Source organism: Marinifilum breve (assembly GCF_003202155.1).
GTDB lineage: Bacteria > Bacteroidota > Bacteroidia > Bacteroidales > Marinifilaceae > Marinifilum > Marinifilum breve.
In genome coordinates, this window is sequence record NZ_QFLI01000009.1 from 61,537 (window position 1) to 77,906 (window position 16,370).

A 16,370-nucleotide genomic window follows, 5' to 3' on the forward strand; every position below is an offset into this window, starting at 1 on the left:
TTTATTTTTTATCTTTTTTCGTACTGCTGTTCGTAGTACTTTTCGTAATCTCCGGAAAGGATGTTTTCCAACCAGTTTGTATTTTCAAGATACCAATCGATAGTTTGCTCAAAACCTTCTTCGAATTGAATGCTAGGTTCCCAGCCCAATTCATTTTTAATTTTGGTGGCATCAATTGCATAGCGTAAATCATGACCAGCACGATCTTTTACGAATGTAATTAGCTTCTGTGAAGTTCCGATTTCCTGATTTAATTTCTTGTCCATGATATCGCAAAGCTTTCTTACCAAATCAATATTTGTCCACTCGTTGTTTCCACCAATATTGTAGGTTTCTCCGGTTTTGCCTTTGTGATAAATCATGTCAATTGCTAAGGCATGATCTTCTACGAATAACCAGTCTCTAACATTTTCGCCTTTACCGTAAATAGGAAGAGGTTTAGAGTTTTTAATATTGTTGATTACCAATGGAATTAACTTTTCAGGAAATTGATTTGACCCATAGTTATTCGAACAATTTGATAGAACTACAGGCATGTTGTATGTGTGGAAATATGCTCTCACCAAATGATCTGAGCTGGCTTTTGAGGCAGAGTATGGACTTCTTGGATCGTATGGAGTAGTTTCCAAAAATTTACCAATTTCACCTAAAGAACCATAAACTTCATCGGTTGAGATATGGTAGAATCTCTTATCCTCCATGTTATCTTTCCAAATTTCTTTTGCAGCATTCAGAAGGTTAACTGTTCCAACAATGTTGGTAGTTATAAATGCCAAAGGGTCAGAAATGGAACGATCAACATGAGATTCTGCAGCCAAATGCAAAACTCCATCGAACTGAAAATCTTTGAACAATTCAGTTACAAACTCCAAATTGGTAATATCACCTTTTACAAAAGTGTAATTTGGTTTAGAATCAATATCCTTAAGATTTTCTAGATTACCGGCATAGGTTAAAGTATCAAGATTTACAATTTGGTATTCAGGATATTTGTTTACAAATAACCGAATAACATGAGAACCAATAAAACCAGCTCCACCTGTGATTAATATTTTCTTTTTCATGAATATAAGTTTAAGTATATGGTTTATTTTTCTTCTTGTGCCAAGATACTAACTTGCCAATTCCATGCAGAAAGTAATGTATCATCAAGTGTACTTTCCGATTTCCAACCTAATGTTTTATTCGCGAAGGAAGTATCGGCATAAATTTGCTCTACATCTCCAGGCCTTCTTTCAACAATTTTGTGTGGTACTTTTTCTCCTGTAGCTCTTTCAAACCCTTCAATAATTTCAAGAACGGAAACACCTTCTCCGGTACCAACATTAAAATATTCGTAGTTCGAATCGTTTTTATCTTGTAGCAAACGTTCAATTGCAATAACATGAGCTTTCGCCAAATCAACTACATTGATGTAATCTCTAATGCAAGAACCATCAGGAGTGTTATAATCATTTCCAAATACACTAAGTTCCGGACGTATACCAGCTACGGTTTGTGTAAGGAAAGGAATTAAATTGTTTGGAACTCCCAATGGTAATTCACCAATTTTAGAACTAGGGTGAGCACCAATTGGATTAAAATATCTTAGAGCAATTCCTTTAAGGTTTGGATGAGCTTTAACCGTATCGCGAATGATATCCTCACTAATTGATTTGGTATTTCCGTAAGGAGATTCAGCTTCTTTTCGTGGAGTTGATTCTGTTACAGGAAGTTTATCAGGTTGACCATAAATCGTACAAGATGACGAGAAAACCAAGTTTGGAATATTGTGTTCCTTCATGGCCTCTAAAATATTCATCAACGAATTTAAGTTGTTGCGATAATACATTAATGGTTTTGCAACCGATTCGCCAACCGCTTTATTGGCTGCAAAATGTATAATTGCAGATAAGTTTGGATACTTTTTGAAAAACTCAGCAGTTTCGTCTTCCTTACTAAGATCTATTTTTTCGAAGATCGGTCGAATTCCTGTTATGGCTTCAATACCATCGAGAACTTCGATTTTTGAGTTTGATAAATTATCAGCAACAATAACTTCGAATCCGCTGTTTTGTAATTCAACCGCAGTGTGAGATCCAATATATCCCGCACCACCAGCAACTAAAATTTGTTTTTTCATAATAACAATTCGTCTATCTGTTTAATAAGTAAAATTAAGTCCTTTTTAGTGAAAGGATTGAGTAATTTAATTAATTAAAAATTAAATATGGAATATGTTGATTTTTAATCGATTGGTTCTTATACGCAAATAATCAATTTGAGTGACATTTATTTTTAATTATATTTGTCTATTATGCATGAGATATCAAAATACATACAAGACTTATTGTTTGTGCACGATTGTGTGATTTTGCCTGGTTTTGGTGGGTTTGTAGCGAATTATCGTTCTGCCAGGATTGATGAAAATCAACAAATGGTTTTTCCTCCATCGAAAGATTTAGGATTCAATCGCAATCTAACACAAAACGATGGTCTTTTGATAAATCATTTGGCAGACTTGGAGAATTTAAGTTATGCCGAAGCTGAGAAAGCTGTGATGTTTTTTGTAGAAGACATTCGAGTTAAAATTCAGCGTGGAGAAAAAGTTGTGATTGATGGTATCGGTTCATTTTGGAAGGACAAGAAGCACAATTTGCAATTCGAACCTGTGGCAAACTTGAATTATTTGGTTGATAGTTTGGGGTTGGAACAATTTGAACTTCCAAAATTGCATAAGCGTGTTGAAGAAAGAATTCCTTCAATTGTGGATCATCAGGTTAAAGGATTTTTTACTACAAAGAGAGTTTGGTATGCTTCTGCAGCGGCTGCAGTATTGTTAGCTGTGGCATTATTGCCTTTGAATTCTGAACGTAATTCTGTTTTAGATTCAGCCTCGATGGGATTTTCGGGAGATAAAAATTCTTTAACAGAGAATCATGTTCAATTAAAACCACAAATTTCCCCTCCAGAAGAGTTGGTGAAGTTCGACCCGAAAATTGAAAAAAAGAAAGTCCCTGTCAAGATTTCTAAAACGAATAAAGGGAAGTTTTATTTGATTGCTGGAAGTTTTACAACTGTTGAAAATGCTAAGATTTTGCAAGAAGAGTTAATTTCGAAATCTTATCCTGCAGTGATCATTAAAAATAAGAATTTGTTTTCTGTTGCAATCAATCAATTCAGTAATAGAAAAGCGGTAGACCAATTTAAGAAAAGGGCCATTGCAGCCAATCCAAAATCATCGTATTGGGTTTTGAAAAAATAAGAATAAAACTTATCGATATAAAAAAAGCGCTTCCTTTTGGGAAGCGCTTTTCTGTTTGTATTTTATTTCTTATCTAATTTCAGAACCTGGTTTCACAGCTTGATCAGGAGAAACAAAAGATAGTTTTCCATCAGCATCTTCAGCCATTAGAATCATACCTTGCGATTCGATTCCTTTTAATTTTTTAGGCTCAAGGTTTACCAAGATACTTACTTGTTTGCCAATAATTTCTTCTGGCTTATAATGTTCGGCAATACCAGAAACTACTGTTCGTTGATCAATACCTGTATCAACAGTTAATTTCAATAGTTTCTTAGTCTTTGCAACTTTCTCAGCTTCAGTGATGGTACCAACTCTAACATCCATTTTCATGAAATCATCGAAATTGATGTTTTCTTTTGCAGGAGTAACTGGTTTATTAGCAGCTTCGTTTGCAGCTTTTGTAGCTAATAATTTATCAACTTGAGCTTGAATAGTGGCATCTTCGATTTTTTCGAACAACAATGAAGCTTTGTTAATTTGGTGACCAACTTCAATTACATTTTCGCCAATGTTCTCCCAAGCCAGAGGTTCAATGTTTAAGAACTCTCTCAATTTGTTAACAGTGAATGGCAAGAATGGCTCCATTAAAGTAGAAAGGTTGGTAGAGATCTGAAGACAAATGTTCATGATCGTCTTAACTCTTTCTTCATCTGTTTTAATTACTTTCCAAGGCTCTGTGTCTGCAAGATATTTATTTCCTAAACGAGCTAAATTCATTGCTTCTTTTAAAGCCTCACGGAAATGGTAAGTTTCCAGATTTTTCTCTACTTGTGCTTTGATTGTTGGAATTTCAGCTAATGTTTCTTTATCGAAATCATTTAATTCTCCAGCAGCAGGAACTTTTCCATCGAAATATTTATGTGTTAATACCAATGCGCGGTTCACGAAGTTTCCAAGAATTGCAACCAGTTCATTGTTGTTTCTTGCTTGGTAATCTTTCCATGTGAAGTCATTATCCTTGGTTTCAGGAGCATTAGCTGTAAGTACATAACGCAATACATCTTGCTTTTCAGGGAACTCTTCTAAATACTCGTGCAACCAAACTGCCCAGTTTCTTGAAGTAGAGATTTTATCTCCCTCTAAATTCAAGAATTCGTTTGAAGGAACATTTTCAGGTAGAATGTATGACCCTTCAGCTTTAAGCATTGATGGGAAAATGATACAGTGGAAAACAATATTGTCTTTTCCAATGAAATGAACCATTTTAGAATCTTCAGCTTTCCAATATTTTTCCCAGTCAGGAGTATGTTCTTTGGTTGCTGAAATGTATCCAATAGGAGCATCGAACCAAACGTACAATACTTTTCCTTCACCTCCATCTACAGGAACTGGAACTCCCCAGTTTAAATCACGTGTTACTGCACGTGGGTGAAGTCCATTGTCCAACCATGATTTACACTGACCATACACATTTGGTTTCCATTCTTTGTGTTCTTCAAGAATCCATTGTTTTAGGTATGGTTCATATTTGTCAAGTGGTAAATACCAGTGCTTGGTTTCTTTTAATTCTGGCTTATTTCCAGTGATTGATGATCTTGGATCGATAAGATCAGTTGCATTTAATGAAGTACCACAGCTTTCACACTGATCTCCATATGCACCTTCACTTTTACAATGAGGACAAGTTCCGGTTATGTAACGGTCAGCAAGAAATTGATTTGCTTCAGCATCGTAATATTGCTCGCTGGTTTTTTCAATAAACTCACCTTTTTCATGTAAAGTTTTAAAAAATTCTGATGCCGTTTCATGATGAACTTTGTTACTTGTTCTAGAGTAAACATCGAAAGAAATACCAAATTTCTCGAATGAATCTTTAATGATATTGTGATACTTATCAACAACATCTTGAGGAGTAATACCTTCTTTTTGAGCCTTAATAGTAATAGGTACACCATGCTCATCGGAACCTCCAATTAAAAGAACATCCTCGCCTTTCATCCTTAGGTATCTTACATAGATATCGGCTGGAACATATACACCTGCCAGGTGTCCAATATGAACAGGACCATTGGCATATGGAAGAGCTGTAGTTACAAGAGTTCTGTTAAATTTCTTCATTTGAGATATTTTTTACACATGGAACAAGAGTTATAAAAATCTGTTCCAACTATTATTTTGGTTACTTTTTTAGTTGATTAGCACCTTATTTAGCAAATCGTTGGCAAAGATAAGATAGAATTATCAAAAATATTGTTCTTGCTTTGTAATTTATTCTTAATTTGAACACAGTTTACAATAAAAACTAAATAAATATGTATCAGCCTACTGCTTTAGAAAAAGGAGATAAAATTGGGATTATTTCACCAGCAGGAAAGATAGAACCAGAGAAAGTGGGAATTGCAGTTACAATGCTTGAACGTTTGGGCTTAAAGGTAGTTTTGGGCAAACATGTGTTTGATGAGTATCACCAATTTGCAGGTAGAGATTTAAATAGATTGAAGGATTTTCAACAAATGTTGGATGATCCGGAGATAAAAGCAATACTTTGTGCAAGAGGTGGATATGGCTGCGTGCGAATATTAGAGCATGTAGATTTTGACTTATTTCTTCGCAAACCCAAATGGATTATTGGATATAGCGATATAACTGTATTTCATAGCTATTTGAATAGTATATTGGATGTTGAGAGTTTACATTCAGTAATGCCTATTAATTTTATAGATGATGAAACTGGAAAATCGGTTGAAACATTATTTAGTGCGTTGATGGGAGATTTTGAGGATTATAAAATTAAACCTCATGAATTGAATCGTTTAGGTGTTGCTGAGGGGGATTTGATTGGAGGAAATTTGTCCATTTTATATAGTTTACGTGGTACTAATATGGATTTTGAAACTCATGGTAAAATTTTGTTCATAGAAGATGTGGGTGAAGAATTGTATCATTTAGACAGAATGATGCATAACTTAAGAATGGGAGGAAAACTGTCGGAGCTTCAGGCTCTAGTGGTTGGTGGTTTTAGTGGTATGAAAGAAGGAGATCCTAAATTTGGAACATCTGCTTATGAAATTATTAATGAAGCTGTGGAAAGCTATACTTACCCGGTTGTTTATGATTTTCCAGCTGGGCATATTAATAATAACTGGACATTGCCTTTGGGAAGATATGTAAAAATAGCGGTGGACGAGAAAGAGGTAAGTTTTAATTGGTACAAACGATAATTCAATAATGGCAAAGCACAACGATTTAGGCAAATTGGGAGAAGATTTGGCTGTAAAACACTTAATGGGATTAGGTTACCAGATTCTTGATAGGAATTGGCTTTACCAAAAAAAAGAGCTTGATGTTGTTGCCTTAAAAGATGATTTTTTGATTGTTGTGGAAGTAAAATCCCGATCGACAGATTATTTTGAACATCCAGCGGATGCCATTACTTTATCGAAAATTAAATTTCTGGTAAAAGCTACACAGGCATATGTAGATTTAAAAGAAATTAAACAAGAAGTCAGATTTGACGTTGTTAGCGTAATTAAAAAAGGAGAGAATTACGTAATAGAACACATCGAAGATGCATTTATTGCGCCAGTAGATTAGTCAGTAAGATATTTGTCAATTGTTGCTAGTAACTCTTCAAAACGAATTGGTTTTGCCAGATAATCATCACATCCTGCATCTAAAATTCGTTCACGATCACCTTCCAATGCATAAGCAGTTTGAGCGATAATAGGAATTTCACTATGACGTTTTTTAATTCTTCTAGTTGCTTCGCAACCATCCATTATTGGTAAGCGAATATCCATTAAAATAACATCAACATCATCAGTAACTTCAACGATGTCAACAGCCTCTTTGCCATTTTTTGCCCAAAGCAATTCTGATTCGGTTCGACTTAGTGCGGCATCAAAGAACATGTTGTTAATTTCCTCGTCTTCAACAATGAGAATTCTCTTGTCCTTCCAGTTATATTTTTGAGTGTAGCTTACTTGATTCATGATTAAATCTACTTTTAAAAAGCGTTTTTGATGTTATAAATATACGAAAACAAGACTAGTTATAAAAAAAATCATTTTAAGAGCTCTTACTCGTATTTGTAGTCGTATGTGGTATAGCTCAGTAGATTGGGAGTGTGTGTGGCGTAGTAAATTAATTCTTAAACAAGATTTAATAAATCATAATGTTTATATGAGGAGGGCTTGTGTGGAACTTTGGTTTATGTTGATGAACAATTATCATTTCTTTGTATCCAAATGTTATCGTTTTATCAAAATTGAGAGAATTGGAAAAAATATTTTACAAATTAGAAAGTAACTAACTATTATGAGAGTAAATTTTGCCTTTATAATTTTAGATTAGAATTAAAGATATCTTTGAAACTCTTTATATTTGGATCTTAATTTGCAAAGTTTTTATAAACGATTACATTATGAATATTGAAGAGCTAAGACTGTATTGCCTATCGAAAAAAGCAGTAACAGAGAGTTTCCCTTTTGATGAAGAGACTTTGGTATTTAAGGTTTTAGATAAAATGTTCTTGCTTACGAATATCAATAAAGAATTGAGCATGAATGTAAAGTGTGAAGAGGATTTGGCAATTGAATTAAGAGAAAGATATGCTGCGGTTCTACCAGGCTATCATATGAATAAAAGATATTGGAATACTATAATGATAGATGGAAGTGTATCGGATGATTTATTAAAAGAATGGATTGATAAATCATATAGATTGGTCGTTGAGAAAATGCCGAAAAAGAAACAGTTGGAATTAGAAAATTTGTAAAAATATACCTTTAAACTTAAACACAAACAAATGAACAAATTACTCCTTACTCTATTGTTGGTTATCGGTTTGCATGTGACAAATGCACAAGAACAACAAGAAGAAAAGAAATTTACTACTGTTACAGAAGTAAAAACAACACCAGTTAAAAATCAACAAAGTACAGGTACTTGTTGGAGTTTTGCAACGACTTCTTTTATTGAAACGGAATTATTAAGAATGGGAGCTCCCGAAATGGATTTATCTGAAATGTATATTGTGCGTGAAGCTTATTCAAAAAAAGCTAAGCGATATTTTAGGTTGCATGGAAAAGGTAATTTTAGTGAGGGTGGACAAGCTCATGATGTAGTTAATGTTGTAAAAACTCACGGATTTGTGCCGGAATCCATCTATTCTGGCAATCAATATGAAGGAGATTTTCATATTCATAGAGAAATGGTGAAATCAACAAAGGCCATGTTAGATGAAATTGTTAAGAATCCTAATAAAAAAATTACACCGGTTTGGTTTGCAACAGTAAATGGGGTTTTGGATACTTATATGGGAAAACTACCAGAATCTTTCGAGTATGATGGAAAAATGTATACTCCGCAAGAATTTGCCAAAGAAATGGGATTTAATCCTTCGGATTATGTAGAGCTTACATCTTACAATCACCATCCTTTTTATTCGAAAATTAATCTTGAGATTCCAGATAATTGGTCAGGTGATTTATACTATAATGTACCAATATCCGAATTGATGGAGGTTATGAATCATGCAATAGAAAACGGATACTCTGTTTGTTGGGATGGTGATGTGAGCGAAAAAGGCTTTTCTCATAGAAAAGGATATGCTGTTTTGCCTGCTGTTAAAGAAACGGATATGAGTAACTCAGAAATTGCAAAATGGGAAGATGGTGTTGCAAATAAAACAGAAAAAAATAAAGAAAATACCAATGAGCCTAAAGTAACGCAAGAATTGCGTCAGAAAACTTTTGATAACTTCCAGACAACTGATGATCATTTAATGCATTTAACAGGTATTGTAAAGGATCAAAATGGAACGATTTACTATAAGACTAAAAATTCTTGGGCTGACGATAGTAATAAATTTGGTGGATACTTGAATATGAGTGAAGCATACGTTAAATTAAAAACAGTTGCTATTATGGTGCATAAAGATGCCTTGCCAAAGTGTTTAAAGAAAAAATTAAATTTGTAAGAGATTTCAAATTGTTAAAAGGGTGTCTGTTTTAGACACCCTTTTTTCATTGTACAACTTGCTATTTAATTGATTTATCTATATCCAAAATATGCAATTATTGAAATCAGAAATTATTTTATAATATTGTCTGTCCATTTGTAAATAAATCCTATGCCAACAACTGCCAACATATCCATCGAGAAATTCAGGAGTGGAAGCCAATCTGCTTTCAAGAGTTTGTACGATAAGTATTATGAAGCATTGTTTTTATTTGGTCAGAAATATGTGACCAACAGTGAGGTTGTTGAGGATCTAGTCCAAGAGAGTTTTATAAAGGTTTGGGAAAAAAAATCGTCCTTTTACCATGAGGCACCACTTAAAGCTTTTTTATATAAAACAGTTCGTAATTCTTGCTTAAACTATCTAGATCATCAGAAAGTTGAAAGAAATTATGAGGCTCAGACGAAAACTGATGTTTTGTGTGAGGATTATTTTTTAAACAATGTTATTGAAGAGGAAGTGAATAGAATCATTGCTGATACTGTTGGAAAACTCCCTGAATCGGCGAGAGCTATTTACTTATTAAGTTTGAGGGGACTTAAAAATGCAGAAATTGCAGAGGACCTAAATATTTCTATAAACACAGTGAAAACTCAAAAACAAAGAGCAAGTAAGTTTCTAAAAGAGAATTTAAAAGATTTATTTACAATGTTGATGTTTTTGTGAAAACATATTTTAAGAATTCAATGGTGACAAAATTTAAAGTGTTTGTCACCCTTTTTTTGAGAAAAGCTGTTATAGTACATGTAAACGTAAAAATGAAGATGAAGGATTTAAATTCAGGATTTAAAATTGCTGATTTAATCGTTAAACGATTGGAGAATCGATTAACAGAAGAAGAATATCAGTACCTGGAGGAATGGAAGCAAGCCAATAAAAAAAATGCAATTCTGTTCCAAAAGCTTTCTATGGATCCCCAGAAGCAATATCTGGATCGAGAATCAAGATTGGAGAAATCCAACAAAAGTGCAAATTGGGGTAAAATTCAGGATAAAATTAAAAAAGATAAAGTTAGAAAGTTAAATATGAACTTTCTAAAAATTGCTGCAGTACTTATTTTGGCAATAGGTTCTACTCTCTTTTTTTCAAATTTACTGGATAATAACGTTTCAAATGTTATTAACCCTGGAAAACAACAGGCTATATTGATTACAAGTGATGGTGAAAGATATGAACTGGATGAAGAAGTTACAATTAAAGATGGCGCAGTATTTATCTCAAATAAAACTCAGGAGTTAATTTATCAGAAAAAATCAAATATTACCAAATCACAATTAACCTACAATACAATTATTATTCCCTTGGGAGGTGAATATAAGTTGACACTAATGGATGGAACCAGAATCTGGCTTAATTCCAATTCGAAACTACGGTTTCCATCAGAATTTGGATCGGGGATAAGAAAAGTTGAGCTTAAAGGGGAAGCCTTCTTTGAAGTTGCTAAAGATTCTGTTCATCCATTTGTTGTCGACGTGAATAAAGCACAGGTTAGAGTACTTGGTACATCATTTAATGTAAATGCCTACTCTGATTTAAATGAAATTGTAACTACTTTAGTTGAAGGCAAAGTCGAAGTTAGTGATACTTTGTTTGGAAACAAGGTGAAATTGTTGCCAAACGAACAATATCGTTTTAATGAATCGACGGGAAAAACGATAAAGCAGATAGTTGATACTGAAATTTATACTGCTTGGAAAGATGGTAGATTTGTTTTTGAAAATGAGAGTTTGGAAGATATAATGACAAGACTTTCAAGATGGTACAATGTGGAGGTGTCTTTTATAAACGAATCTGTTAAAAAATTAAGATTTTCAGGAGATCTGACTAGATACGATAATATCGATCAAATATTAGAGTTGATTGAGATTACACAAAAAGTGAAATTCACAATAAAGGACAGAAACCTTTTGGTTGAAGAAGTGTAAAAAAAACCGAGATTTGCTGCTACAAATCCCGGTTAAAGCCAATAAACACTTTTTTCACTAAAAAGTGTAATACTAACCAAATCACAACTCAAAAATATTAAAAAAAATCGGAATTAGAGGTTTATGCAGAAAAGAAAAGAGTTTTTTGCAATAAGACTCCTGTTTTTCTTCTTTCTATTTGTGTGTTTTGGACATAAATCTAAAGCATTACCACAAGAGGAAAGGTTAGAGTTGCGAATGAAAGATTCAAGTTTGATCGAGGTTATGTCCGAGATCAAAGAAAAGACAAATTATACATTTTTGTATAATGTTGATGATATTAAGAAAATTCGCAATATTAATCTTTCTGGTATTCCTAAAAGTGTAAAGGAAATTCTTAAAGAATGTTTACTCGACTCTGGCTTGACCTACGAAATTCGTGATAAGGTAATTATTATAAAACCTGATCCTCACATTAAAATTCCCGACCCAAAACTCAATGAAGCGATTCAAAAAGTAAAAAAGCTTTATGGGAATGTTACTGATAATAAAGGAATGATTCTGCCAGGAGTATCTGTTCGGATAAAAGGAACATATTTTGGCACTTCAACCGACATTAATGGTAATTATTCCTTTGTTACATCCAAAGACCCTGATTTAATATTAGTGTTTTCGTTTATAGGAATGAAAACCAAAGAAGTGAGTGTTGGTGATTTGGAAAAAATAGATGTTGAGTTGTTTCCAACTGATGAAAAGTTAAGAGAGGTTTTGGTGACAACGGGATTTCAAAAGATTGACAGAAATTTATTTACTGGATCTGCCAATAAGCTAAATCAAATTGATATTGCCTTAAGCGGTATTGCTGATGTTAGTAGGTCATTGCAAGGTCATATTTCAGGAGTTCAAGTCGATAATATTTCGGGAACTTTTGGAATATCTCCAATCGTTCGGATTAGAGGGAAAGCATCCATTAATGGTAGTAACAAACCTCTTTGGGTAGTTGATGGTGTAGTTCAGGAAGACATTATTGAGTTAACCAATAATGATTTAACCTCAGGCAATCTTTCCACCGTTTTGAGTTCTGGTGTTGTTGGTTTAAATCCTGATGATATTGAATCATTTCAGATATTGAAAGATGCCTCGGCCACAGCTTTGTATGGTGCAAAAGCAATGAATGGAGTAATTGTTATTACCACCAAAAAAGGAAAAACAGGAAAATTAAAAGTTACTTATTCAGGAAGTGCCATTATAAGACAGAAGCCCAATTACTCACAATTTGATATATTATCTTCTGATGAGGAAATGGAAGTTTATGAAGAGTTATATGATAAGGGATGGATTGATATTGCGAAAGCATCATCAGCAGCAAATCATGGAGCCATGAGCAAAATGTTTTATGAGATTGCTAGCAATAATGTGAGTTGGGGACCCGATGGCAGTTTGAATTATCAATTCTTATCAAAGTATGCCAATTCAAATACAGATTGGTTCGATGTTTTGTTTCGCAATTCTTTATCGCAACAGCATTCTTTTAGTATCTCAGGTGGATCGGATAAAGCAAGATTTTATTCTTCTCTTGGACATTACAATGATGAAGGACAAACTGTTGCTGATAATGTTAAGAACTATACAGCATTGGTAAAAGGGGATTTTGATGTGTCGAAACGCTTGAAGTTAGGATTTAAAGCTTCAGGTAATATAAGAGATCAGAAATTACCAGGATCAAAAGATAGAAAATTTGAACCAATTGACGGGCTTTATGAGCGTAATTTTGATGTCAACCCATATAACTACGCATTGTATACTAGCAGAAGCATTAGGCCATTTAATGATAATGGTAGCTTAGAATATTTTAGAAGAAATTATGCTCCATTTAATATTTTGTATGAGCTAGATCACAATTATGTGAATGTGGATGTGGATGACCTTTTATTTCAGGGAGAGCTGCAGTTTGCAATTTCTTCTAAATTGAGATTTAGATCTACTTTTCAAGGGCGTTGGGTAAATACCTTACGAGAGCAAAAGATCCATGAAACTTCTAATCATGCCGAAGCATATAGAGCAGATGACCCTCTCTTTGTTAATAGGAATAATTTTCTTTTTGATGATCCAGATCATCCAGAAAAAGAGCCATATACGGTTTTAGATCAGGGAGGATTTTACAATACCACAAAGAATTCATTGACAAGTTATTTTATCAGAAATATAATTGATTGGAACCTGAAATCAGATCAGAATCATATTTTCAATCTTTTGTTCGGGCAGGAAATAAAATATACAAATAGAAAAGAGACTCATAACGAAATTTGGGGTTATTTATACGATAAAGGAGGAGTTAGCAATACTAATCCAATGGTTGCAAAATATCTAAAATTTCGTGATCAAACAGATTATTATAAGAGAAAAGAAAAATATAGGTTTGCGGGAGTATTTTTAACTGGAGCATACTCTTACAAGGGGAAATACATTCTGAACTCTACTTTTAGATACGATGGAGACAATAGACAAGGGAAAAATAGTGATTCAAGATATTTGCCCACATGGAATGTTAGTGGAGCTTGGAATATTCATGGCGAAAACTTTATGAATTCAATAAGCTTTGTGGATCGTTTAAAGTTAAAGGCAACTTACGGATTATCTGGAGATAATGGAATTGGGGCGAGTCCCTCTTTAATTTTAAAATCAGGAGAACCTTTGAGACCAAATGATCAAGATGGAGAAGATGTATTGTATATAGACGAGTTGGCCAATAAAGATCTTACTTGGGAAAAGTTATATGAATTAAATTTAGGTCTAGAATTGGAAGTGTTTAATGGAAGATTTTATACTGATATCGAGTATTTCAGAAGAAGATCTAAAGATTTACTTGGTTTTGTTACAACAAGTGGTATTGGTGGAATAAGAAAGAAGTATGGTAATGTTGGCGAAATGAAAATTAGTGGAATTGAGTTTACACTTAGCACTCAAAATGTAAAAACAAAATATTTCAATTGGGATACGCGTTTTACTTTTAGTTATGCCAAGGATAAAGTTACTAAATACTTTGATGAACCTAGAATTGCAGATGCAATTCAGTCGTTGGGAACCAATCTTGAAGGTTACTCTTCAAATAGTTTATTTTCGATACCATTTGCAGGATTAGACGGAAACGGAGTTCCTCAGTTTTATGGACCAAATGGTAAAATAATTCAAAAGCTTAATTTACAGAAGAGATTAGATATCTTAAAGTATCTGAAATATGAGGGACCTACAACACCTAAAGGTTTTGGTGGTTTGGAAAACATTTTTCATTACAAAAATTGGACTCTATCAATTGGTTTAAATTATCGATTTGGAAATAAAATTAGACTTGAAGATGCATTTAGTAATAGCTATGATGATTATTCAAGCCTTCCAGGTGGACTAAAGAATCGATGGAAAAAAGCAGGCGATGAGAATAGAACCAATATTCCAGTTATATTAACTCGATGGAAATCCGAAGAATTAAATGATGCAGGATTAAATCCATATCAACTTTATAATAAAAGTACGGCTCGTGTTGCAGATGGAAGTTTTGTTAGACTTAAAAATATTGGAATAGTATATAAATTGCCACAAACTTGGCTAAATTCAATGAATTTGAGTTCGGCTAGTTTAAAATTACAGGCTTATAATATTGCCTTACTTTATTCGGATAAAAAGTTAAATGGAGTTGATCCTGAGTTTTTTCAGTCAGGAGGAATTTCACTTCCTATGTCCAGAACTTACAGTTTTTCTGTTAACTTAGCCTTCTAAGTTTAAACTGCTAGCTCTTTCATGAATAGAATTTTTGGCATATTACTCATAACTGTACTTTCAATTTCTTGTGATTCTTATCTTGATGAAAATCCTGATGACAGAAAGGAGCTGAAAACCGTTAAAGATGTTGCCAAGTTAGTTGCTAATTCGTATAATGAAAGTACATATCTTTTTATCGAATGGATGACAGATAATGTGTCTGCCATTCCAGATAATACCCAAAGAGATCATATGACAGAAGCTTTTCAATGGAGTTCAATGGATTCTTATGAAGCTCAGGAGTCTACTACTTATTTTTGGGAAAATTCATATTATGCGATCGCTCATTGTAACGAGGCTTTGGCTGTTATTAATAAAGTTTCAGGTGATGATGATTTTAGAGCGGTTGTGAGAGGTGAAGCATTAATATCGAGAGCTTATAATCATTTTATATTGGTGAATGTTTTTTCTAAACATTATAAAGAGGAAACATCACAAGATGATCTTGGTATTCCTTACGTGGAAGTAGTAGAGGATGAATTGTTTAAAAACTACTCAAGAGGGTCGGTAAAAGATGTTTACGATAAAATTGAAAGAGATTTAATTACTGGACTCTCTTTATTAAAGGATGATTATTTTATTGGATCCAAAAAATATCACTTCACAAGAAAAGCAGCGTACGCCTTTGCTGCACGATTCTATCTCTATAAAAAAGATTACTCAAATAGTTTAAAGTACTGTAATTTGGTTCTTGGTGATGAACCCAATGCTTATGTGAGGGATTTATTTAAAATTTACCAAGGGACTACTTTTGATGAAATGGCGGCTAAAAATTCAGATGTAAAAGAAAAATCCAATTTAATTGCAATACGAAAAGAATCGTTTTATGCCAGAGCTAATTATGGCTATAGGAGTGATAAAAAGATTTTCAATAGCCTTTTTAATAATAATATTCAAAATGAATTTGATGTTAGGGATCAGAGGTGGAATTATAGTACTGGAGCTATTGTCGCCCCTAAATATCATGAACTATTCCGTTATACAACTTCCAATACTGGTTTTCCATATTTTATTCAGAGCGAATTGAAAGGGGAAGAGGTGCTATTGAGTAGAATGGAATGTTACGTTATGCAAGGAGAATATGAACTTGCATTAAATGATTATCATACTCTTGCGGCAAAAAGATATTTGAATGGAGGTAGACTGGATTTGAATAAAATAAAAGAACATTATTCTCTGTCAGATACAAAAAATGCCATGAAACTTTTTTTATTGGATGAAAGAAGAAAAGAGTTTTTAGATGAGGGATTAAGGTGGATTGATATTAAAAGATTTGAACTTTCGATTACTCATGTAGACATTCAGAATAATACCTTTCAACTTATTCCAAATGATATAAGGACAGCAATACAAATTCCACAATCTGCTATAATAAATGGTTTATTACCTAACCCAAGATAGA

At 33.3% G+C, this 16,370-nt stretch carries 13 protein-coding genes; 9 read left to right on the forward strand and 4 right to left on the reverse strand.

All coding sequences use genetic code 11. The features are described from left to right. Positions 1-8 precede the first annotated feature (8 nt). Positions 9-1,064, reverse strand: coding sequence for a dTDP-glucose 4,6-dehydratase (gene rfbB, locus DF185_RS17530; protein WP_110362064.1), 1,056 nt, complete (start codon positions 1,062-1,064; stop codon positions 9-11). A gap of 23 nt (positions 1,065-1,087) precedes the next feature. Next, positions 1,088-2,122 (reverse strand): UDP-glucose 4-epimerase GalE, encoded by a 1,035-nt coding sequence (galE, locus tag DF185_RS17535; protein WP_110362065.1) that lies wholly within the window; start codon positions 2,120-2,122, stop codon positions 1,088-1,090. 174 nt (positions 2,123-2,296) lie between these two features. On the opposite strand from galE, the gene DF185_RS17540 reads away from it, so the two are divergent. Then, positions 2,297-3,244, forward strand: a complete 948-nt coding sequence (locus DF185_RS17540; RefSeq protein ID WP_110362066.1) for an HU domain-containing protein — start codon at positions 2,297-2,299, stop codon at positions 3,242-3,244. A 69-nt stretch (positions 3,245-3,313) separates the two neighbouring features. On the opposite strand, the gene metG is transcribed toward DF185_RS17540, so the two are convergent. Further along, positions 3,314-5,344, reverse strand: a complete 2,031-nt coding sequence (gene metG / locus DF185_RS17545; protein WP_110362067.1) for a methionine--tRNA ligase — start codon at positions 5,342-5,344, stop codon at positions 3,314-3,316. 194 nt (positions 5,345-5,538) lie between these two features. On the opposite strand from metG, the gene DF185_RS17550 reads away from it, so the two are divergent. After that, a complete protein-coding gene (locus DF185_RS17550; RefSeq protein WP_110362068.1) occupies positions 5,539-6,447 on the forward strand; it encodes a S66 peptidase family protein in 909 nt (302 codons plus the stop codon). 7 nt (positions 6,448-6,454) lie between these two features. Continuing rightward, positions 6,455-6,820 (forward strand): YraN family protein, encoded by a 366-nt coding sequence (locus DF185_RS17555; RefSeq protein ID WP_110362069.1) that lies wholly within the window; start codon positions 6,455-6,457, stop codon positions 6,818-6,820. Here the strand turns inward: DF185_RS17555 and DF185_RS17560 are convergent. Continuing rightward, on the reverse strand, positions 6,817-7,218 hold the full coding sequence (locus tag DF185_RS17560) for a response regulator (RefSeq protein ID WP_110362070.1): 402 nt from the start codon (positions 7,216-7,218) through the stop codon (positions 6,817-6,819). The genes DF185_RS17555 and DF185_RS17560 overlap by 4 nt on opposite strands. Before the next feature lie 431 nt (positions 7,219-7,649). Here DF185_RS17560 and DF185_RS17565 point away from each other — a divergent pair, with 431 nt between their 5' ends. From DF185_RS17565 to DF185_RS17590, 6 genes are all read left to right on the forward strand, one after another. Then, positions 7,650-8,003: an MmcQ/YjbR family DNA-binding protein gene (locus DF185_RS17565; RefSeq protein ID WP_110362071.1), complete on the forward strand. Its 354-nt coding sequence runs from the start codon at positions 7,650-7,652 to the stop codon at positions 8,001-8,003. 30 nt (positions 8,004-8,033) lie between these two features. Next, a complete protein-coding gene (locus DF185_RS17570; RefSeq protein ID WP_110362072.1) occupies positions 8,034-9,206 on the forward strand; it encodes a C1 family peptidase in 1,173 nt (390 codons plus the stop codon). 219 nt (positions 9,207-9,425) lie between these two features. Beyond that, entirely contained in the window at positions 9,426-9,914 is a 489-nt protein-coding gene (locus DF185_RS17575; protein ID WP_165836062.1) for an RNA polymerase sigma-70 factor, read from the forward strand. A gap of 98 nt (positions 9,915-10,012) precedes the next feature. Beyond that, positions 10,013-11,173 (forward strand): FecR family protein, encoded by a 1,161-nt coding sequence (locus DF185_RS17580; RefSeq protein WP_165836063.1) that lies wholly within the window; start codon positions 10,013-10,015, stop codon positions 11,171-11,173. A 123-nt stretch (positions 11,174-11,296) separates the two neighbouring features. Then, a complete protein-coding gene (locus tag DF185_RS17585) occupies positions 11,297-14,926 on the forward strand; it encodes a SusC/RagA family TonB-linked outer membrane protein (RefSeq protein ID WP_110362075.1) in 3,630 nt (1,209 codons plus the stop codon). A 21-nt stretch (positions 14,927-14,947) separates the two neighbouring features. Next, entirely contained in the window at positions 14,948-16,369 is a 1,422-nt protein-coding gene (locus DF185_RS17590) for a RagB/SusD family nutrient uptake outer membrane protein (RefSeq protein ID WP_110362076.1), read from the forward strand. Position 16,370 lies beyond the last annotated feature (1 nt).

Bases quoted from the DNA above. Each gene is read 5' to 3' on its own strand.
- rfbB (WP_110362064.1), bottom strand. From the start codon at position 1,064: ATGAAAAAGAAAATATTAATCACAGGTGGAGCTGGTTTTATTGGTTCT.
- galE (WP_110362065.1), bottom strand. From the start codon at position 2,122: ATGAAAAAACAAATTTTAGTTGCTGGTGGTGCGGGATATATTGGATCT.
- DF185_RS17540 (WP_110362066.1), top strand. From the start codon at position 2,297: ATGCATGAGATATCAAAATACATACAAGACTTATTGTTTGTGCACGAT.
- metG (WP_110362067.1), bottom strand. From the start codon at position 5,344: ATGAAGAAATTTAACAGAACTCTTGTAACTACAGCTCTTCCATATGCC.
- DF185_RS17550 (WP_110362068.1), top strand. From the start codon at position 5,539: ATGTATCAGCCTACTGCTTTAGAAAAAGGAGATAAAATTGGGATTATT.
- DF185_RS17555 (WP_110362069.1), top strand. From the start codon at position 6,455: ATGGCAAAGCACAACGATTTAGGCAAATTGGGAGAAGATTTGGCTGTA.
- DF185_RS17560 (WP_110362070.1), bottom strand. From the start codon at position 7,218: ATGAATCAAGTAAGCTACACTCAAAAATATAACTGGAAGGACAAGAGA.
- DF185_RS17565 (WP_110362071.1), top strand. From the start codon at position 7,650: ATGAATATTGAAGAGCTAAGACTGTATTGCCTATCGAAAAAAGCAGTA.
- DF185_RS17570 (WP_110362072.1), top strand. From the start codon at position 8,034: ATGAACAAATTACTCCTTACTCTATTGTTGGTTATCGGTTTGCATGTG.
- DF185_RS17580 (WP_165836063.1), top strand. From the start codon at position 10,013: ATGAAGGATTTAAATTCAGGATTTAAAATTGCTGATTTAATCGTTAAA.
- DF185_RS17585 (WP_110362075.1), top strand. From the start codon at position 11,297: ATGCAGAAAAGAAAAGAGTTTTTTGCAATAAGACTCCTGTTTTTCTTC.
- DF185_RS17590 (WP_110362076.1), top strand. From the start codon at position 14,948: ATGAATAGAATTTTTGGCATATTACTCATAACTGTACTTTCAATTTCT.